The organism is Arthrobacter sp. 210 2 (assembly GCF_059093025.1).
This window is the reverse complement of the sequence record NZ_JBNHIE010000006.1, coordinates 1-19,567: the sequence shown is the minus strand read 5'-3', so window position 1 is coordinate 19,567 and position 19,567 is coordinate 1. Positions and strand designations below refer to the sequence as shown.

The following is a 19,567-nucleotide window of genomic DNA, read 5'->3' as shown; positions in this document are numbered from 1 at the left end:
TCCGAACTGCTGGGGACGAAAAGGAGACAGGCATGACCGAAAGCAAAAAACTGCAGGCGTCACCGAAAACCGTCCTGGTCACCGGCGCCACCGGCTACATCGGCGGCCGGCTGGTGCCCAAGCTCCTGGAGGCAGGCCACAGCGTCAAGGTGCTGGTGCGTTCCCCTGACAAGATCGCCGGGGTGCCGTGGCGGGACGACGTGGAGGTTGTGGAAAGCAGCCTGGACGACGGCGACGCGCTGCGGGCGGCGCTGGCCGGCGTCGACGTCTTTTATTACCTGGTGCACTCCATGGCCGCCGGGGCCGGGTTCGAGGCCAAGGAGCAGGCTATGGCCCGGACCGCCGCCCAGGCAGCCGCGGACGCCGGCGTTGACCGGATCGTCTACCTGGGGGGTCTGCACCCCAAGGGCGTGGAGCTCTCCACCCACATGCGTTCCCGCGAGGCCGTGGGCCAGGTGTTCCTGGACAGCCCGGTGGACGCCGTCGTCTTCCAGGCAGGCGTGGTGATCGGCTCCGGCTCGGCGTCCTTCGAAATGATCCGCCACCTTTCCGAAACGCTGCCCCTGATGCCCGCACCCAGCTGGGTGCGGAACCGGATCGAGGCCATCGCCGTGCGCGACGTCCTGTACTACCTGGTGGCCGCGGCGTCGCTGGACGGGCCGATCAACCGGACGTTCGACGTCGGCTGCCGGCAGGTGCTCACCTACGCGGGGATGATGAAGGAGTACGCCGCGGAAGCGGGCCTGCCCTACCGGGTGGTGCTGGCGCTGCCCGTCCCGGCGCCGAAGCTGGCAGGCATGTGGGTGGCACTGACCACGCCCATCCCGCTCTCCATGGCGGTACCGCTGGTCCAATCCCTGCAACATGACGCCGTGTCCAACGAACATGACATCGACCAGTACGTGCCACAGCCCGACGGCGGCCTGACCCCCTACCGGACCGCCGTCGCCCTGGCACTGGGCAAGGAACGGGACGGCCAGGTGGTCACCACCTGGGCCAACGCCGGCGTGGCATCGGACCCGCTGCCGAGCGACCCTGACTGGGCCGGACACAAGGTGTACATCGACGAACGGACGTTCCACGGCGACGTTGACCCGGCCCATGTGTGGACGATTATCGAAGGCATCGGCGGCCGGAACGGCTGGTACTCGCTGCCCCTTGCCTGGCAGGTGCGCGGGTGGCTGGATAAACTGACCGGAGGTGCCGGACTGCTCCGCGGACGCCGGCATCCCCACATACTGGCCACCGGCGAAGTGGTGGACTGGTGGCGGGTGGAACGGATCGACCGCGGCCGGCTGCTGCGGCTGCGTGCCGAGATGCGGGCGCCCGGGCGGGCCTGGCTGGAGCTGTCCGTGGAACCCGACGGAACCGGCAGCCGCTACCGGCAACGGGCCATCTTCTTCCCCAAGGGCTTGAGTGGCCGGCTGTACTGGCTGGCCGTCCTGCCGTTCCACAGCCTCATCTTCCCGGCCATGGCACGGAACATCACCGGGGCCGCGCAAAAGCTGGTCGATGCGGAGCGCCCGGCCGGGACACCGTAGGATGTTTTGAGTTAAATCCGTTCCCCAACGTCCCAGGAGGACCCATGGCCCTGAGCGCTACCACCACCCTTCCGCACTCCGTCGACAGCGTTGCAGCTGTCCTGGTGAACGAGGATTTCCAGCGCCACGTCAGCCAGCTGGTGGGCGGCAACCTGGAATCCTTCACCGTTGACGGCGACGTGGCCGGTGCGTTCAGCGCCACGTCGGTGCGGACCCTTCCCACCACCCGCCTTCCCGAGTTCGCCCGCAAGTTCGTGGGCGAGCACCTGAAGGTGACCCAGGTGGAAAGCTGGGCCGCTCCCGCCGCGGACGGCTCCCGGCAGAGCAACATCTCCCTCAAAATCGCGGGCGCACCCGTGGACGTCACCGCCGTGCAGCGGCTGGTGGCTGAGGCCAGCGGAACCCGCGTCGAGCTCGAAGGCGAGGTCAAGTCCTCCGTGCCTTTCCTGGGCGGCAAGATCGCAGACGCTGCCGAGCCTATGGTGGCCAAGGCCCTGAACCTGCAGGCCAAGCAGGCGCAGGCCTGGCTGGAAAGCCACTAGTTCCGTGGAGCTGCCCGTTTTCGCTGCCCTGGTCCTGATCGTGGCCGGCGTCTGGTCCCTGGTGGTCTGGCCGCAGTTCCTGCGCCGGGTCATGAAGGACCCGCGTGCGCGCGATGCCGCCGGCAAGGCCACGAAGTTCCTGACGGTCCACGTGGTGCTGGTCAGCATCTCGATGGTGCTGGGAGCCGCCACGGCCGTCATCGGCATCATGGGGCTGTTCGGGTAAGTTGCGTTAAACCGGAAGACCCTCCTCCCGAAGTTCACGGGGAGGAGGGTCTTTTTGTATCCGCGCCGGCGTATCAGGCAGCCTGGTTCAGCGCATCCTCCGCGGCAACCCAGGAAATCATGGCGCACTTCACGCGTGCGGCGTACCGGGCAACGCCTTCAAACGCCGCGGCGTCCCCCAGCAGGTCCGGATCGGCGTGGATCTTGCCGCGGGACCGCAGGACTTCGCGGAAGCTGTCAATGACCTCATGCAGTTCCGCCACGGTCATGCCCTCCGCAAGCTCCGTGAGCACCGAGGCCGATGCCATGGAGATGGAGCAGCCCGCCCCGTCCCAGGAAACCTGGGCCACCTTTCCGTCCTCCACCGCTAGGCGAAGGGTCACCTCATCCCCGCACACGGGGTTGAGCTGGTGGGATTGCCCTGTGGACGCGCCCACGGGAGCCGCGGTTCCGGCGAGGCCGCTGCCGTGCCGCGCTTTGGAGTGGTCGAGAATGATCTGCTGGTACAGCTGGTCCAAACTCATGGGTTACCCTCGATCTTCCGGCTAGGCGCGGAAATAGGCCCGTACGCCGGCCACGGCATCCAGGAACTGGTCCACGTCATATGTGGTGTTGTAGAGGTAGGCGCTGGCGCGGGTGGTGGCGGTCAGCCCCAGTCTGCGGTGCAGCGGCTGCGCGCAGTGGTGGCCAACACGCACGGCGATCCCTTTGGAGTCCAGGAACTGCCCCACGTCGTGGGCATGGACGCCCTCGACGTCGAACGCGGCAAGCCCAATCCGTTCCCCGCCGGCGGCCGGACCCAGCACGCGGATGCCGGGGATCGATTCGAGACCGGTCACCATCCGTCCCCCGAGTTCGCTTTCCCACCGGTGGATCCGGTCCAGCCCGGTTTCCGTCAGGTAGTTTGCTGCCGCGGCCAGGGCTACGGCCTGTGAGATGCGCTGGGTCCCGGCCTCGAAGCGCTGCGGGGCAGGCAGGTACTCGGCACGCTCCATGGTGACGGTGGTGATCATGGAACCGCCCGTCAGGAAGGGCGGCAGGATATCCAGCAGTTCCTGCTTGCCGTAGAGCACGCCGATCCCGGTGGGGGCGAGCATCTTGTGCCCGGAGAAAACGGCGAAGTCAACATCGAGTTTTTTCACGTCCAGCACCATGTGCGGTGCCGACTGGCATGCATCCAGAACCACCAAAGCGCCCACGGCGCGGCCCAGGGCCACGAGTTCCCGGACCGGGTTGATGGTGCCCAGGACATTGGACGCATGCGTGAAGGCAAGAACCTTGGTACGGCTGCCGATGATGTCCCCGGCCTGGTCCATCCGGAGGCTACCGGCGTCATCGATGGGAATGTAGCGGAGGGTGGCGCCGGTGCGGAACGCCAGCTCCTGCCAGGGAATGAGGTTGGCGTGGTGTTCCATCTCGGTCACCACAATTTCGTCGCCGGGCTTCAGGGCGAGGTCCGCCAGCCCGGCGTCACCCCGGCCCTGGGCAGCCCACAGTCCCGCTGTGGACAGGGTGTAGGAGATGAGGTTCAGGCCTTCGGTGGCGTTGGACGTCCAGATGGTCTCCGAGTAGTCGGCGCCAATGAAGTCGGCCACTGTCTGCCGGGCGTCCTCGAAGGCTTCGGTGGCCTCCACGGCAAGGTGGTGGGCGCCACGGTGCACGGCCGCATTCCGCTGCTCATAGAATTCCTGCTCGGCTTCAATGACGCTGAGGGGGTTCTGTGAGGTTGCCCCGGAGTCCAGATAAACCAGTGGCCGTCCGTTGACGAGCTGGTCCAGGACCGGGAAATCATTACGGATGCGGAGAACTTCGGCGTTATCCAGTGTGGCCGGGAGGGCTTGCTCCAGTGAGGCTGGCGTTGATACGAGGGCCAAAACAATCTCCTTGGGATGCCAACGGATGACATTCAATTGTCCCACAGCACGACTGTGGCGGCCGCCCGGAGGGGCAGCCGCCACAGTCGCTCCGGGCTTCAGCCCGCGGAGTGGAGGGCCGGCGACGGCTGGGGGGAGAGTCTCGGTCTCAGAAGACTCTGACGCCGCCGGCCCCGTCTTGGCCCGGTCCCTGGGGACCGGAAGTTTGAAAGAGGCCTCGATGTGCTGCTGGCAACCTCTGCGGCGTCCTGCCTGCCGTTTGCTTTGCCTCCTTAAGTAAATCCTGCGCCACCCTCCTGTACACGAGTAGGGTGTACTCGATTTCCGCGCCGGGGTACTACCTAGGAGCCCTGGGACGCTGCAGGCACCGGTTCATTCCCGGTCGGGAGCGGACGCGGGCATGGCACAGCGGAGCAGCCTGAAGGCGACAAAGCCGCAGGTGAAGGGCCGGCTGATGCAGCGTGCCGGATGCCGGGCGTTGCGGGATGTCCCGGCCTACTTGGGCAGAGCGGACTCCAGTTCGTCCCTGCTGCGTACACCCAGCTTCACGTAGGTCCTGTACAGGTGCCCCTCCACGGTGCGGACGGAGACCATCAGCTTTTGCGCTATCTCGCGGTCGGTGAGGCCCTGCACCGCGAGTTCCACGATGTCCTGTTCACGCCGGGTGAGGTGGACGGCGGGAGCCGCGGCGATGAAGCGGCCTTCCCTGAACCGTTCGCCCAGTTCATGGTCGCACCGCTCGCGCTGCGCCACAGCCTGCCTGGAGCGGCGGCGTTCCCCGGCATGCTCCAGTACTGAGCTGGCGCGGGCGTAGGCCTCGCGGGCAAGGTTGACGAAGCCTGACGCTTCCAGCGACGCCGCCGTTTCCATCAGGGCGTCCCCGTCGGCAGCTTCCCAGCTGGTGGCAAGCGTCAGCATGGCCGCTGCCCAGCGTCCCTGCACGTCGCGCGCGGCGTCCTGCACCATGGGAATCACCGACGGGTCCCCCAGATCCCAGCACACGGCCAGGAGTTCGAGCAGGTGGCCGGCCCTTCCCGATGCTTCGGCAGCTGTCATCATCGTGTGCAGCGAGGCGATGCCCTTGCCGTCGCGGGACAAGTACTCGGCAGCCGCGGCTGCGTACGCTCCGGCAAGGAGGTCATGCGCGGGCCCGCCTGCGACGGCGTCCTTGTAGTCCTGCTCCAGGCGCCTTGCCTGCGCGGAGTCTCCCAGCCGTGCCGCAACATAGAAGCCCAGCGAAGAACCAAAGCGGAACAGCTGAAGGGGGTCGTTGAGCCTCAGCGCTTCCACCGCCGGGAGCAGCAGCTGGTAGGCGCGCTCCATCCGGCCCTGCTTCAGCAGCGAATAGCCACGGAGCACCTGCAGGCTGCCGTCAAAGGTTGCGGCACCGGTGGCATGGCCGGCGGCATAGCTGTCGAGTTCCCGCTCCGCTGATTCCCACTCCCCCATGGCCAGGTAGCTGATGACGAGCCTGCCCAGCACGAACTCGGGAAAGAAAAACAGGCTGTCTTCCAGCGGCGGCAGCTCGGAAGCTGCCAGCAGCGCAGCATCCAGTCCTTCTGCGGGCCGTCCCGCAGCCGTAAGGGCGTGGGCCAGCAACGCCTCGCCCACAGCGCCGATAGGCTCAACGTCCGCTTCCGAGGAGCTTCGGGTCCTGATGGTTTCCACCTCGGCCGCGAGCGCCCGGTAGTCCACCTCGGCGCCTGACTGCAGGAGGTGGAGGATCTCCTCCTGCCAGGTCCGCGGCCCATCGGCTGACCGGCCGGTGTGCTCCCGGACGTCCTCGGCCACGGCTGCCAGTTGGTGCCCGGCCGCCTGATGCGCCGAGACCCGGAGCAGGAGGACTGCCGGGCCCTGGGGATCGTCCGCAAGCTGAAGCCAGCAGCCGTCAAGCAGCGCGGCAGCGTCCGCGTAGGCGCCGTCGTTGTACAGTGCACGGGCGTGAAGCGCCCGTGCCATGGGTGCCATCGCGGGGTCCTGCACCCTGGCGGCGATGGAGGCGGCGCTGTCGTTGCGGAACCGCGCCAACGCCTCGCGGGCGGCCTCGAGCAGGTCGGCGTCTGGTACCCGCAGCCCGCACTCCAACGCCCATTCTACGGAACGCAGCCGGCCTTCGCCGCGGAGCACGATGCCGTCCTGGTGTGCGCGGGTTTTTTCCTGCAGTTGAAGGCTGCGCGACACCGAAATCGTGTTCCGTATCGCATTGGCGAACAAGGCGTTCCACATGGAGAGCTCAGCCGGCACCCCGGACGTTTCAACCACCATCTGCTGGTCCAGCAGGGACCGGACCACAGGGGCGCCGCAGATGTCCTCGATGACCTTTCGCCCAACCGGTCCGGCCAGCGCAATCAGCTTCAATGCTTCCTGTTCTTCGGGCCGCCGCCGGAGGTGGTCCTTTGCAACCACTGCCGTCAACCTGGCGCCGTCAGCCGGCAGGGAGCCCAGCAGGATCCAGATCCCGTTGCGCTTGGACAGGATCCCGGCTTCGGCAGCATCATGCAGCAGCGCGTCCAGGATGCGGGGGTTGCCGCCTGATGCACTCCAGAGCGAGTCACCGGTGGCTGCGGGAACTGTTCCGTCCAGGACATGGGCCAGGACTTCCTCGATCTGTTCCCGGTTCAGGGGCCGCAGGTCCACGCGCTCGGCCAGGCCGTCGTACCACAGCTGGTCCAGGGCCTGCGGCAATCCAGGCCGCGGACGCGCGGCCGCCACGACGGTCGCCCAGCCAGCGGAGATCAGGTCTGCCACAACACCGGCGGAGGCGTCATCCAGATGGTGGGCGTCATCCACCACCAGCAGGACCTGGCTGCCGGTACCCGTCTTGAGCTTCTCGAAATATGTCCACATGGAACGCAGGACCGCCACGGGCGAGACTGATTCCTCGGCTGTCAGGTCAGCGGTGTACGGGGTCAGGACCCCGAACGGCACGGCGGTGAGGGCGGAACTGGCATGGATCTGCAGGATGTGCATGTCGCCGGCAAGGCGCTCCGCGATGGCCTCCGTCAGGGATGATTTGCCGATGCCGGGACCGGCCATGACGAAAACTGCCTGGCTGGTGCGGTTCCGGACAATGTTGCAGATCCGGTCCAGCGGCTCGCGGCGGCCGGTGAGGAGCCGGTGCGCCGGTGCCGGCTTGTGTCCATTAGACGAGTCCAGTCAGATCACCCCTGGAAGTTACGCCCAGCTTGGTGAAGACCTGGTACAGGTGGCCTTCCACAGTCCGGACTGACACGCCCATTTCCAGGGCAATGTCACGGTTTGATGCACCACGCCCCGCAAGCCGGGCAATCTGGCGCTCCCTGCTGGTCAGCAGCGGGCTGCCGCTGCTGGGCACGATGGGCAGGTTGGCGACAGTGGCGGCCAGGATGTCAAGGCGGGCCTGCGCGGTCCGGGCGGAGATGGAATCCCCGTCCTGGCGTGCGAAGTCCACGGCCAGGGCCATGCACCTGGCCTCCACCGCGTCCAGTTCCAGCGTGGCAGCCAGCTCGCCGCCGGCAAGGAGCGTCTTCGCGTCCCTGGTCCGGCTGCCCACGGCAATGAGCCGGGAAACCTCCGCCAGTGGTCCCTGGCGGTGGGACGCAATGTCCTCCAGAAGCCGGAAGTCGTTGTCGCTCCCGTTCACCGTGGCCGCAAGCAGTTCGACGCCGGCGAGCGTGTAGCGCCCGGCCTCCATGTTCTGGCGGGCAGACTGCTTCAGGCGGGTGACGGCGTCGGAGTCGCCCAGCCAGCGCCCCGCGACGAGGGCGCAGAAACTGATGAGGCTTTCGGTGGCGAAACCTGATGTGCCGGGAACCCGCTGCAGTTTGCTGAGGTATTTGCGGGCCTGGCCGGCGTTGCCGGTTTGCGCGTGCGCCAGGGCTGTTGCCGCGTAGGCGAAGCGGAGTGCAGCCTGCACGGGTTGCAGTTCCAGCTGGGCGGCAGCGGACATCAGCGGATCGAGCGCGGCAGCGCCCCGGCCGGCATAGACGTAGGCGATCCCGGCAGCCAATTCCGTGGCGGCACTGCCGTAGGGAAGGCGGTACTGTTCCTCGTCGCTTTGTGGTCCCAGCAGGTCGATGCACCGCCGCCACTGCCCGGCCATCAGCAGCACCAGGTAGGCCTCCCTGGTGTACCGCTCACGCACGCCCACCACGTGGGAGGCGTCGCTGATCTGGCCGCCGAGCTGCCGCATGAGGCCCAGGGCATCCATTTCCCGGCCGGTCAGGGCTAGTGCAGTCATCAGGAGGATGGCCGAGTGCATCCGGTAGTCCGCGTCAGGGTTCACGGCAGGGTCCGCGGCTGCCTCAAGGTCCGGAATCAAGGCCGCGTAGTCACCCACGAAGGCGCGGTATTCGAAGTCGCTCAACGAGACAAGGTTGGCTGCCACGGCGGCGGGCTCGGGCCATGACGCGTTGTTCCCGGCCGGTGCCAGCCTGTTCCGGGCTTCCTGAAGAAGTTCCGGTACCTTGCCGGCCCGCTCCGGCAGCCGCATCATTACCCGTGCTTTGGCGGCTACAACGTGCGCGTATTCCTCGACGTCCAGGGCCTCGAGTTCCGGCCGGGAGATGCCGTCCAGTGCTGCGAGTGCCTGGACGGGCATGTCCAGCTGCAGGTACGCGGCGGCCTTCTGCCGCTGCGCGGGCAGCCATTCGCGGTCCGTCCTGTGCAGCATCTCGGCGTAGGTCAGGGCGAACCGCGGATCGAACAGCTGGACCGCCGCTTCGGCAGCCGCGAGGGCCAGGGCGGGGCTCAGCGGGGCCTCACACTCATGGGTCCAGGCGGCAAACGCCATCAGTTCTTCGAGCGTCATGCGGGCCGGATCAGGTTCCTCACCTGCCAGCAGCACGCTGCGCAGTTCCCTGCGGCGCGCGATGCTCAGCCAGGTGCGCACGACGTCGCCGATGTACTTTTCGCGCAGGGACACCCACCGGTGGTCCGAGTCGTCGACCTCCAGCAGTCCGCCGTCTTCCATGTCCGCCACGACATCTGCACCATATACGGCTGTAAGGCGGGACAGCTCAACCCGGCGGGCGCAGGACAGCATTTCAATGACTTCCCGGGTTTCCGGGGTTTCCCGCGACCAGCGGGACCGCACGATGTCATCGAGGCTGGCGGCGCCGTCGAGCACCACCTTGTCGCGCAGGGTCCAGACGGAGTCGGACAGCACCAGGTTTCCGGACAGTTGCTGTTCGGTGACCAGTGCCTTGAGCAGCAGCGGATTGCCGCCCACCATCCGGTGGTAGGTGTTGACCAGGGAGGCAGACACCCGGTGGCCCAGCAGGGACAGCAGGACCTGGCGGGTCTGGAGCTCGTTGAGGTTGTTGAGGCGTACTTCTGTCAGGCGCCGGTCCGTGAGCAGCCAGTGGAAGTCGGCCGGAAGGTCGCTGATGTTCGGTGCGACGGCAATGATTTTGGCGGTGCCGGTCAGGAGTACGTTCAACAGCACTCCGGCGCTCATGTCGTCGATGCTGCCTGAGGTGTCAAGGGTGATCACGCATGGCCTGCCTGCGGCGTCGCTGCGGATCAGCGACGTGATGCCGCGCAGGATGGCCGTGGGCGACCCCATGTAGGCCTGCGGAAGCCTGGCCAGCAGGAAGGAGAGGCAGCCGTAGGGCGTGGTGGATCCGGTAGGCCCGCTGCGGAGCTGCAGGGACCACACCTCCGGCCCCAGATCGGCCACGGCGGCACGGGCGAGGGAGGATTTGCCTACCCCGCGGCCCCCGGTGATGACGACGCCCAATGAGTTTTCAGTGGTCAGCGCAGTGCGGACGGTTTCCAGGTTGGCACTGCGGGCGGGCGCGGACCATTGCTGCCCCGGTGCACCGGAGCCTGGTGTGCGCAGCCCAACGTCCTGAGGTGTTGACCCACGTCCCCAGCTGAGTGGCTCGATTGACATGAACTTTTCCCCTACATCCCGCGATAGCGGGATGTAGCCCCATTGCTCCCCCGCATACGAAGAAGAGTACCCTGTGGCACGGACCAGGAGACAGGTCAAAACGACTTTAAGTTTCTATATTGCTATCGATCGGATTTGGCCGGATGGAATTTTTGCTGGGCTGACGTGAGCCCGTCGCGCAGCAGCAACTCGACGGCGTCGGCCGCTTCGTCCAGCAGGAACGGCAATTCTTTGAGCTCCGCGCTGCCAAAGTCACGCAGGACGTAGTCGGCGGTGTCCATCCTGCCGGGTGGACGTCCCACCCCCACGCGGACGCGGAGGTAGTCCTTGGTGGCGAGTGCTTTGGAGATGTCCCGCAGCCCGTTGTGGCCGCCTTCCCCGCCGCCGATCTTGAGTTTCACCGTGTTGAAGGGGATGTCGATCTCATCGTGCACGGCAACCACGTGGTCCGGCGTGATGCCGTAGAAGTTGGCCAGCGCCGAGACGGGACCGCCGGAAACATTCATGTAGGTCATGGGCTTTGCCAGCACCACGCGGGGGCCACCGATACCGAGCCGCCCCTCCACAACCTGGGCACGTGCCTTGTGGGTCTTGAACCCGGCGCCGATCCTGCCCGCCAGTTCGTCGAGCACCATCTGGCCAACATTGTGCCTGTTGCCTTGGTACTGGGCGCCGGGGTTGCCGAGGCCGACGATTAGCCAGGTATCAGTCATGGGTCAATCCTAAGGTGGCGTTGTGAGGGATGTTTCCGCGGCCGGAGGGCGGCAGACGCAACAGTGGCCGGACCCCTGCGGGATCCGGCCACTGTCAGGAAGTAGCGGCTGATTACTCTGCTGCGGCTTCCCCGGCTGCTGCGGGAGCCTCGGCGCCTTCAGCGGCTTCGGTCTCTTCTTCCGTGGCGGTGGCCTCGGAGATGTTGACCACGAGCGCCTCGGCGTCGGTCAGCAGTGCGGAACCCTTCGGCAGAACCAGGTCGGAAGCGTGGATGTGCTCGCCGGCGGCACGGCCTTCGATGCTGACCTCGACGGTCTCGGGCAGGTGGGTTGCCTCGGCCTCGAGGGACACGACGGTCAGTTCCAGGTTGTGGACGGTGCCGGGGGCGGTTTCGCCGGTGACGTGGACCGGAACGTCGACGGTGACCTTCTCGCCCTGGCGGACGGTCAGGAGGTCGATGTGCTCGATGATCTGCTTGATCGGGTCGCGCTGTACGTCCTTGACCAGGGCCAGGTGGCCTTCGCCGTTGATGTCCAGGGACAGCAGGGCGTTGGCGGTGCGGACAGCCAGGGTGGTGGCCTTGGCCGGGAGGGTAACGTGGATGGGCTCTGCGCCGTGGCCGTAGATAACGGCGGGGATCAGGTTGGCCATCCGTGCGCGGCGGGCGTAGCCCTTGCCGAATTCGGTGCGCAGTTCTGCTGCGAGCTTCTGCTCAGACATGGAAATCTCCTTGAAAACTAAACGGTGTTCAGCAAGGGCGGAGGTCTGTTGCGACCTTCAACGCCGGGCGGCCGAAGGCGGCCCTTTCAAGAAGGCAGCCCTTCACATGAAGGGCAGATCAGACCCAGTCGATAACGGAGACCTGCAAGCCGGTTGCCCGGCCGCTCTCCCTCGCCAAGGTATCGCTGTAAAGCTTACCAGCGCCGGGCCCGTTTACTGAAAACGGCCCCGGCGCCGGCACTGCCTAGGCGTTGCCGTCAAACAGGCTGGTGACGGAACCGTCGTCGAACACTTCACGGACGGCGCGGGCAATCAGCGGGGCGATGGACAGGACGGTCAGCTGCGGGAACCGCTGGGACGCGGTGAGCGGAAGGGTGTTGGTGACCACCACTTCGCGGGCACCCGAGTCGGCGAGCCGCTGGGCTGCGGGGTCGGAGAAGACGGCGTGGGTGGCGGCGATGATGACATCCTTGGCACCCGCGTTCTTCAGTACCTGGACGGCGCCGGAGATGGTTCCCCCGGTGTCGATCATGTCGTCGATCAGGACACAGGTGCGTCCCTCGATCTGGCCCACAACGGTCTTGGAGACCGCCTGGTTGGGGACAGTCAGGTCGCGGCTCTTGTGCACGAAGGCCAGGGGGGCGCCGCCCAGGCGCTCAGCCCACTGCTCGGCCACGCGGACGCGGCCGGTGTCCGGGGACACAACCGTAATGTTCTCTGCGTCCACCCGGGTTCGGATGTAGTCCGCGAGCAGCGGGATGGCCATGAGGTGGTCCACGGGCCCGTCGAAGAAGCCCTGGATCTGGGAGGTGTGCAGGTCCACGCTCATGATGCGGTCGGCGCCGGCGGTCTTGTAGAGGTCGGCCACCAGGCGGGCGGAAATGGGCTCGCGGCCCCGGCCCTTTTTGTCCTGGCGTGCGTAGGGGTAGAACGGGGAGACCACGGTGATCCTCTTGGCGGAGGCCCGCTTCAGCGAATCGATCATGATCAGCTGTTCCATGAGGTGGTTGTTCAGCGGGGCCGGGTGCGCCTGGATGACGAAGGCGTCGGTGCCGCGGACGCTCTCGCCGGCGCGGACGTAGATTTCACCGTTGGCGAAGTCGTAGGCGTCCACCGGCAGCAGGTCAGTACCGAGCTCCTTGGCGATCTCCCGGGCCAGCTCCGGATGGGCCCGCCCGGTGGCGAGCACCAGCTTCTTCTCGCCGTGCGCCGTAATTTCGCTCATTATTACTTGCCCTCTTCTGTAGATGCCGGGGTACTTGAGGAATCTGTGGTGGCTGCCTGGGCCAGTTCGGCGGAGCGCGTTCCCGGCCTGTTGGCGGGGACCCACCCTTCGGTGTTGCGCTGCGCTGCGATGCTCAGCGCCAGGGCGCCCGCAGGCACGTCCTTGCGGATCACCGCGCCGGCGCCGCTGTAGGCGCCGTCCCCCACGGTGACCGGGGCAACAAAGACGGTGTTGGAACCGGTGCGGACGCCGGAACCAATGACCGTGCGGTGCTTGTTCTGGCCGTCGTAATTGGCCGTGATGTTGCCGCAGCCGATGTTCGTGTCCTCGCCGATTTCGGCGTCGCCGGCATAGCCGAGGTGGGACAGTTTGGAGCCGCGGCCGATGGTCACGTTCTTGGTTTCGTAGAACGCGCCGATCTTGCCGCTTTCGCCCAGGACGGTGCCGGGCCGCAGGTACGTGAAGGGTCCGACGGAGGCGCCGGCGCCGATCACCGACCCGGAACCGTGCGTGCGGACCACCTTCGCGCCTTCGCCTACGGTGACGTCCGTCAGCGTGGTGTCGGGGCCGACGACGGCGTCCCTCGCCACGCGGGTGGCCCCGTGAAGCTGGGTGTTGGGCAGGAGACGGACGTCCTCGTCAAGCGTCACGGAGGAATCGATCCAGGTGGTGGCCGGGTCCACGACGGTGACACCGGCGCGCATCCAGGCTTCCACGGTGCGGCGGTTCAGCTCCGCTCCGAGGGCCGCCAGCTGGACGCGGTCATTGGCGCCCTCCACCTGCCAGCGGTCAGCGGTGACGACGGCGGCAACGCGCCCGCCTGCCTCCCTCGCCAGTCCCAGCACGTCCGTGAGGTACTTCTCGCCCTGCGCGTTGTCCGTGGTGACCTTGCCCAGGGCGTTGCGGAGTACGCCGGCATCGAATGCGTAAATGCCGGAGTTGACCTCGCGGATCAGCCGTTCGGCTTCCGTGGCGTCCTTGTGCTCGCGGATGCCGGTTATTGTGCCGTCGTCGCCGCGCAGGATGCGGCCGTAGCCGGAGGCGTCGTCCAGGACAGCCGTCAGGACCGTGACGGCGTTGGCTTCCTGCTCGTGGGTGGCAACGAGCTCAGCCAGCAATTGGCCGGAGAGCAGGGGCACGTCGCCGTAGGTCACCACGACGGTGCCCGTCAGCAACTGTTCCGCATCCAGGGCCTGCAGCGCGGCTTCAACCGCGCGGCCCGTGCCGGGGATATCGTCCTGGTCCACAATGACGGCAGCAGGATCGAGGTCAGCGACATGGCGGGCCACCAGGTCCCGTTCGTGGCGGACGACAATGGCGAGCTGCCGGGGGTTGATGCTGCGGGCTGCCAGGAGCGCGTGCCCCACCATCGACCGGCCACCGATCTCATGGAGGATCTTGGGGGTACGTGACTTCATCCGGGTGCCGGCGCCTGCCGCCAGGACGATTACGGCGGACGGGGCCTTCTCGGGGATCACGTACGGGCTCTCCTTGCTTGGGTTACGCTGGCGCTTGCGGTGTCCGGCCAGTCTGCCGGCGCGGCACCGAGTGTCATCCTACTGAACTCCTCGCACAGCAGTTCCGCCCATAGGATTCGAACCTATACTCCACGGCTCCAAAGGCCGGGGTGCTGCCGTTACACCAGAGCGGACCATGCCCAAGGCGCAAGGCCCGGGCACAATCCCCTATTTTGCCACGGGTTCGGGGCACCGCGCGACACGGGGCCGCCGGGTCCTCCCGGACGCCCCGGAATCCCGCCGCAGACGGGTAAGGCATGATGGAAATGTGAGCAACAACCCGCCGCGGACGCGGATGACCGGACTTCAGCGCCGGAGCCAGCTGATCGACGTCGGGCGCGGCCTCTTCGCCGTCCGCGGACTGGACGGCACCACCATCGAGGAAATCGCCGCCTGCGCGGGAGTCTCCAAGCCGGTCATTTACGAACATTTCGGTTCCAAGGAAGGGCTGTACACCCAGGTGGTGGACTTCGAGTTCCATATCCTGCTGGACGCCATCAATGCGGCCCTCACCGAGGAGGCGAAGCCGCGCGTCCTGGTGGAACGCGCCGCGCTGGCACTTCTGACCTACATCGAAGACCGCACCGAAGGTTTCCGGATCCTGATGCGGGACGCCCCGCCGTCCCAACCCGAAGGCGCTTTTTCCACCCTGCTCTCCCACGTCACCGCCCGCGTGGAGCACATCCTCTCCGACGAGTTCTCCCGCCGGGGGTTCAGCGGCGAGGACGGCGCCATGTACGCGCAGATGCTCGTGGGCATGGTGGCCATGACAGGCCAGTGGTGGCAGGACAGCCGCCAGCCCGACAAACACACCGTCTCCGCCCACCTGGTCAACCTCGCCTGGAACGGCCTGACCGGCCTCAAGAAAGACCCTGAGCTGAAGTCCGAGAGCTAAGTCTCCCTCGCCTTTCCGGGCCTTTGGTCACCTTTGCGAGTCCCCGCTTTGGTCACCTTCGCGGCGCAGTGGCCCTTCGCCGTCGCTTAGACACGACGCATAGGTGACGCTCCGGTCGCTGGGCGACCTCCACGCCACGATGCGCCGCGATGCGCGACTACACGAAGGTCCTCTGCCCCGCTAATGCCTATCTCTCCTTCGAGAGTCCCCGGCATGCCGCGTGCAGACCTCTAGGGTTCGACAGTCCCCCACCCGCCTGCCGAAGGTTCCGTTCAGCAGGGCCCGCTGCTCCCCTGAGGTGAGGTGCGTTGCCGTCGCCGGAGGCGGTCCGGCCGGGAGGTCCCCGCACGGCCCTCCCGTTCCTTCGTTCAGGACGTGAGCACGCTGGGAGGGGACGCTAGCTTCCGGAGGCGGTCCTTCGGAAAGTCGCGCATCGCGGCGCGTCAGGGCGTGGAGGTCGCTCAGCGACCGGAATGGCCTCTACGCGTCGTAAGCGTCGTCCCGAGGGACCCGACACGAGCTTGCGAGTGTTGGGAAGGGACCTACGCGCTAAGCGACGTCGAAGGGCCGGTTCCGGAACCCAAGCGAGGAGAACCGCAGGGGCTACTCCCCGAGGACCTCTACAGCTTCGAGCCATTCGAGTTCGAGGGCGTCGCGTTCGCCGGCCAGGTCTTTGAGTTGCCGGTTTTGCTCGGCCAGGGCGTCGAAGTCGGAGGCCTCGGTGCTTTTCAGCATCAGGTCGTGAAGCTTTTTCTCTGCCTGGTCCAGTTTGCCCAGCTGGCGTTCGATCCGGTTCTTGGCTTTGCGGGCGTCGCGCTTTTCGGCTTCGGAAGGGCCGGACTGGGCCGGCGCTGCCGCCGAACCGCCGCTGGTGACGGGGTTTCCGCCGCCGGTGACGGTGGATCCCGCAAGCGCAGCTTCGCGGAGTTCCAGGTACTGGTCCACACCGCCGGGCAGGCCGCGGAGCTTGCCGTCTCCAAGCAGGGCCATCTGGTGGTCGGTGACGCGCTCCAGGAGGTAGCGGTCGTGGCTGACCACCACCAGCGTCCCCGGCCAGCCGTCCAGGACGTCTTCCACAGCGGCAAGGGTGTCGGTGTCCAGATCGTTGGTGGGCTCGTCGAGCATCAGCACGTTCGGCTCCCCCACGAGCAATCGCAGGAGCTGCAGGCGCCGGCGCTCACCGCCGGAGAGGTCCTTCACCGGTGTCCACTGCTTCTGGTTGGTGAACCCGAGCTGCTCCACCAACTGCCCGGCGGTGAATTCCCGGCCGCCGACGTTAAAGGAACGTTTCTCCCGCTCGATGACTTCGATGACGCGAAGGTCGGAGACGTCGTCGAGCTCCTTGACCTCCTGCGTGAGCACGGCCGTGACCACGGTCTTGCCGCGCTTCAGCTTGCCGGCGTCGGGGGTGATCTGGCCGTTGAGGAGCTTCAGGAGGGTGGTCTTGCCGGCGCCGTTGACGCCTACCAATCCCAGGCGCTCACCCGGGGCGAGGCGGAGGGTGATGTTGTCAAAAAGCTTCCGGCCGTCGTCGGCGCCCTGGAAGTTGAGTGAGACGTGCTCCAGGTCCAGGACGTCCTTGCCCAGGCGGGCCGTGGCCATCTTGTTCAGCGCCATGGAATCCCGGGGTGCCGGGACGTCCTCGATAAGGGCGTTGGCTGCTTCGATCCGGAACTTCGGCTTTGATGTCCGTGCCGGTGCGCCGCGGCGCAGCCAGGCGAGCTCCTTCTTGACCAGCTGCTGTCGCTTGCTCTCCACCACGGAGGCCATCCGGTCCCGCTCGGCGCGGGCCAGCACGTAGGCCGCGTAACCGCCTTCGAAGGGGTCAACGATTCCGTCGTGGACTTCCCAGGTTTTAGTGCAGACTTCATCCAGGAACCAGCGGTCGTGGGTGACCACCAGGAACGCGCCCTGGTTGGCCCGCCAGCGTGTCTTCAGGTGCCGGGCCAGCCAGGCAACGCCCTCGACGTCGAGGTGGTTGGTGGGCTCGTCCAGCATGATGACGTCGTGGTCCTCGATCAGCAGCTTGGCGAGTGCCACGCGCCGCTTCTGGCCGCCGGAGAGGGCATGGACGTTGGCGTGCCAGTCCACGTCGGAAACCAGGCCGCCCATGATTTCGCGGATCCGGGGGTTCCGGGCCCACTCGTAGTCCGCCTGGTCCCCCACGATGGCGGCACCCACCGTGAGGTCACCGTCGAGCACGTCGCTCTGGTCCAGGTAGCCGACGTTGACGTCGCCGCGTTTGGTGACCCTGCCGGCGTCGGGGGTGGAGCGCAGCGCGAGCAGCCGCATGAGGGTGGATTTGCCGTCGCCGTTGCGGCCCACCATGCCGATCCTGTCACCCTCCTCGAGTCCCAGGGTGACGCCGTCCAGGACGGTGCGGGTTGCGTAGGAAACCGTGAGGTTCTCGCCGCCAAGAAGGTGTGCCAAAGGGTACTGCTTTCTGCTGCTCGGGTGGGATGAACGTGGGTTGAACGTTGTCAGATCAGGGTGTCGGAGATGATGCGTGCCCCTGGAACGGGGCCGTGCACGGCGATGGCCGACAAGCCGTAGCGCCGCAGATCTTCTGCCAGGCCGTCCGCGGTTAGGGAGTCATCCGCGAGCAGGGCAACCGTGGGACCGGAACCGGACACGATGCCCGCGATGGCTCCGTGGGATTCGCCAATGCCAAGCGTATCGCGGAGTGACGGTGCCAGTTCTATGGAGGCGCGCTGGAGATCGTTCACCAGGACGCGGCTCAGGGCTTCGGCATCGCCGCTCCGCAGTGCGGTCAGGATCTGGGGGTCGACGCCGGTGGGCTCGGTGGCATTGACGCCTTCAGCGTCGCGCAGCCGGTCCAGGGTTCGGTACACCTCCGGGGTGGACAGGCCATAATCCGCCGTCACCAGGACCCAGTGGGTCTGCGCCTTCGCCAGCGCCGGGGACAGCTTGTCACCCAGCCCCAGCCCAACTGCGGTGCCGCCCAGCAGGGAAAAGGGGACGTCCGCGCCGAGTTCTGCGGCCAGGTGGGCCAGTTCCTCCCGCGACAGGCCGCTGTTCCACAGCGCGTCGCAGGCCAGGAGGGTGGCTGCCGCGTCCGCCGACCCGCCGCCCATGCCGCCGGCCACGGGCACGCGTTTGGTGATTTCCAGGTGAACCCCGGTGGAGTGTTCAGAGACGTCCGCCATGATGGCGGCCGCTTTGTAGGCCAGGTTGTTGCCGTCCAGGGGGATGTCCACGGCGTCCAGGTCAAGCGTGCTGTCCGCACTGAGGCTGACTGTGATTCCGGGCGTTTCGGTACTGGTGGCGGCCACTTCCTCATAGAGGGAAACGGCGAGGTAAACGCTGGCTACCGAGTGGTAGCCGTCAGGACGGAGCGGGCCGACATCAAGGGACACGTTGACCTTGCCCGGAGCTTTCACCCGGACCGTCCTCGCAGTGAACCGCCCTGCCACGGGTTTCACGCCCCGGCCTCCTTGGCTTCGGCGATCCTGGCGAACGCGGCGATGTCGATGACCTCGCCCCGGGCCGTGGGGTCGACGCCGGCTGCCACCAGGCAGCGTTCGGCCTCCGGCGCTCCCCCGGCCCAGCCGGCAAGGGCGGCGCGCAGGGTTTTGCGCCGCTGGGCGAAAGCGGCGTCCACCACGGCGAAGACCTGCTCGCGGCTGGCTGTAGTGGCCGGCGGTTCGCGGCGGGTGAAGGCAACCAGGCCGGAGTGGATCTTGGGCGCTGGCCAGAAAACGTTCATGCCGATCACGCCGGCCTTGCGCATCTGGCTGTACCACGCGGCCTTGACCGACGGGACGCCATACGTTTTCGATCCGGGTCCGGCAGCCAGCCGGTCCGCCACCTCGTCCTGTACCATGACCAGGCCGTGCTGCAGGCTGGGGAAATGCTGCAGCAGGTGCAGCACCACGGGCACGGCCACGTTATAGGGCAGGTTGGCCACCAGCGCAGTGGGCTGGACCGGGAGTTCGGTGACCTTCATGGCGTCGGCATGGACCAGGTGGAAGGAACCCGCAGCGGCAGGCCGCCATTCCTTCACCGTCTCCGGAAGCTTCGCAGCCAGTACCGGATCGATTTCGACGGCGACCACGGAGGCTGCCGCGTCCAGGAGCCCCAAGGTCAGGGAGCCGAGGCCTGGCCCGACTTCGAGTACTGTTTCCTCCGGCCCCACGCCCGCGGCAGCCACGATCCTGCGGATCGTGTTGCCATCGATCACGAAATTCTGGCCCAGGGTCTTGGTTGGCCTGATGCCGATTTCCTCCGCCAGCCGTCGTATGTCGGAGGCACCAAACAAGGGTGCGGGCGCGGCGGGGATGGGTTCAGTCACCTAGGTATCCTATCCCGCGCGCCGGTTCCGTCCGGTCCGGTCTATGCCCGCGGTCGGCCTGCTTAACGGCAGCGGCCGGGCCCGGAAAGTCCGGTGCCGTCAACAGGGTGACCATCGTGGCGCCCAC

General features: G+C 66.9%; 14 protein-coding genes, 1 tRNA gene and 1 pseudogene. 4 read left to right on the top strand and 12 right to left on the bottom strand.

All coding sequences use genetic code 11. The features are described 5' to 3' along the window. Positions 1-32: 32 nt before the first annotated feature. From AC5RWA_RS12675 to AC5RWA_RS12665, 3 genes are read left to right on the top strand one after another with little or no spacing between them, the layout of a single operon-like run. Complete coding sequence (locus AC5RWA_RS12675; protein ID WP_494057891.1) at positions 33-1,541, top strand: SDR family oxidoreductase; 1,509 nt, start codon at positions 33-35, stop codon at positions 1,539-1,541. 44 nt (positions 1,542-1,585) lie between these two features. Continuing rightward, positions 1,586-2,083 (top strand): DUF2505 domain-containing protein, encoded by a 498-nt coding sequence (locus AC5RWA_RS12670; protein WP_079595644.1) that lies wholly within the window; start codon positions 1,586-1,588, stop codon positions 2,081-2,083. Positions 2,084-2,087: 4 nt separating this feature from the next. Continuing rightward, the gene (locus AC5RWA_RS12665) at positions 2,088-2,309 is read left to right on the top strand and encodes an SCO4848 family membrane protein (RefSeq protein ID WP_079595645.1); all 222 of its coding nucleotides are present in this window, start codon (positions 2,088-2,090) and stop codon (positions 2,307-2,309) included. A gap of 73 nt (positions 2,310-2,382) precedes the next feature. Here AC5RWA_RS12665 and sufU read toward each other — a convergent pair whose 3' ends face one another. The 9 genes and pseudogenes from sufU to AC5RWA_RS12620 form a co-directional block, all read right to left on the bottom strand. Then, complete coding sequence (sufU, locus tag AC5RWA_RS12660; RefSeq protein ID WP_115524338.1) at positions 2,383-2,832, bottom strand: Fe-S cluster assembly sulfur transfer protein SufU; 450 nt, start codon at positions 2,830-2,832, stop codon at positions 2,383-2,385. 21 nt (positions 2,833-2,853) lie between these two features. Beyond that, entirely contained in the window at positions 2,854-4,182 is a 1,329-nt protein-coding gene (locus tag AC5RWA_RS12655; RefSeq protein WP_494057890.1) for a SufS family cysteine desulfurase, read from the bottom strand. Between the two features lie 495 nt (positions 4,183-4,677). Continuing rightward, positions 4,678-7,332 (bottom strand): annotated as a pseudogene (locus tag AC5RWA_RS12650) (helix-turn-helix transcriptional regulator); the annotation flags it as partial. Next, the gene (locus AC5RWA_RS12645; RefSeq protein WP_494057889.1) at positions 7,325-10,057 is read right to left on the bottom strand and encodes a helix-turn-helix transcriptional regulator; all 2,733 of its coding nucleotides are present in this window, start codon (positions 10,055-10,057) and stop codon (positions 7,325-7,327) included. The pseudogene AC5RWA_RS12650 and the gene AC5RWA_RS12645, both read right to left, overlap by 8 nt. 122 nt (positions 10,058-10,179) lie before the next feature. Further along, positions 10,180-10,770 (bottom strand): aminoacyl-tRNA hydrolase, encoded by a 591-nt coding sequence (pth, locus tag AC5RWA_RS12640; protein WP_115524342.1) that lies wholly within the window; start codon positions 10,768-10,770, stop codon positions 10,180-10,182. Between the two features lie 112 nt (positions 10,771-10,882). Further along, positions 10,883-11,491 carry a 50S ribosomal protein L25/general stress protein Ctc gene (locus tag AC5RWA_RS12635; protein ID WP_079595651.1) on the bottom strand — a complete coding sequence of 203 codons (609 nt, stop codon included), beginning with the start codon at positions 11,489-11,491 and terminating at the stop codon, positions 10,883-10,885. Positions 11,492-11,735: 244 nt separating this feature from the next. Beyond that, complete coding sequence (locus AC5RWA_RS12630) at positions 11,736-12,716, bottom strand: ribose-phosphate diphosphokinase (RefSeq protein ID WP_079595652.1); 981 nt, start codon at positions 12,714-12,716, stop codon at positions 11,736-11,738. Positions 12,717-12,718: 2 nt separating this feature from the next. After that, complete coding sequence (gene glmU, locus AC5RWA_RS12625) at positions 12,719-14,194, bottom strand: bifunctional UDP-N-acetylglucosamine diphosphorylase/glucosamine-1-phosphate N-acetyltransferase GlmU (protein ID WP_115524344.1); 1,476 nt, start codon at positions 14,192-14,194, stop codon at positions 12,719-12,721. A 101-nt stretch (positions 14,195-14,295) separates the two neighbouring features. Next, a tRNA-Gln gene (locus AC5RWA_RS12620) sits at positions 14,296-14,367 on the bottom strand. A 134-nt stretch (positions 14,368-14,501) separates the two neighbouring features. Here AC5RWA_RS12620 and AC5RWA_RS12615 point away from each other — a divergent pair. Then, entirely contained in the window at positions 14,502-15,128 is a 627-nt protein-coding gene (locus AC5RWA_RS12615) for a TetR/AcrR family transcriptional regulator (RefSeq protein ID WP_494057888.1), read from the top strand. A 603-nt stretch (positions 15,129-15,731) separates the two neighbouring features. Here AC5RWA_RS12615 and AC5RWA_RS12610 read toward each other — a convergent pair. From AC5RWA_RS12610 to rsmA, 3 genes are read right to left on the bottom strand one after another with little or no spacing between them, the layout of a single operon-like run. Further along, a complete protein-coding gene (locus AC5RWA_RS12610; protein ID WP_275729409.1) occupies positions 15,732-17,558 on the bottom strand; it encodes an ABC-F family ATP-binding cassette domain-containing protein in 1,827 nt (608 codons plus the stop codon). 50 nt (positions 17,559-17,608) lie between these two features. Further along, complete coding sequence (locus AC5RWA_RS12605) at positions 17,609-18,571, bottom strand: 4-(cytidine 5'-diphospho)-2-C-methyl-D-erythritol kinase (RefSeq protein ID WP_494057887.1); 963 nt, start codon at positions 18,569-18,571, stop codon at positions 17,609-17,611. Further along, positions 18,568-19,440 (bottom strand): 16S rRNA (adenine(1518)-N(6)/adenine(1519)-N(6))-dimethyltransferase RsmA, encoded by an 873-nt coding sequence (gene rsmA, locus AC5RWA_RS12600; protein ID WP_275729413.1) that lies wholly within the window; start codon positions 19,438-19,440, stop codon positions 18,568-18,570. Before rsmA ends, AC5RWA_RS12605 begins: the two co-directional genes overlap by 4 nt. Positions 19,441-19,567: the final 127 nt, after the last annotated feature.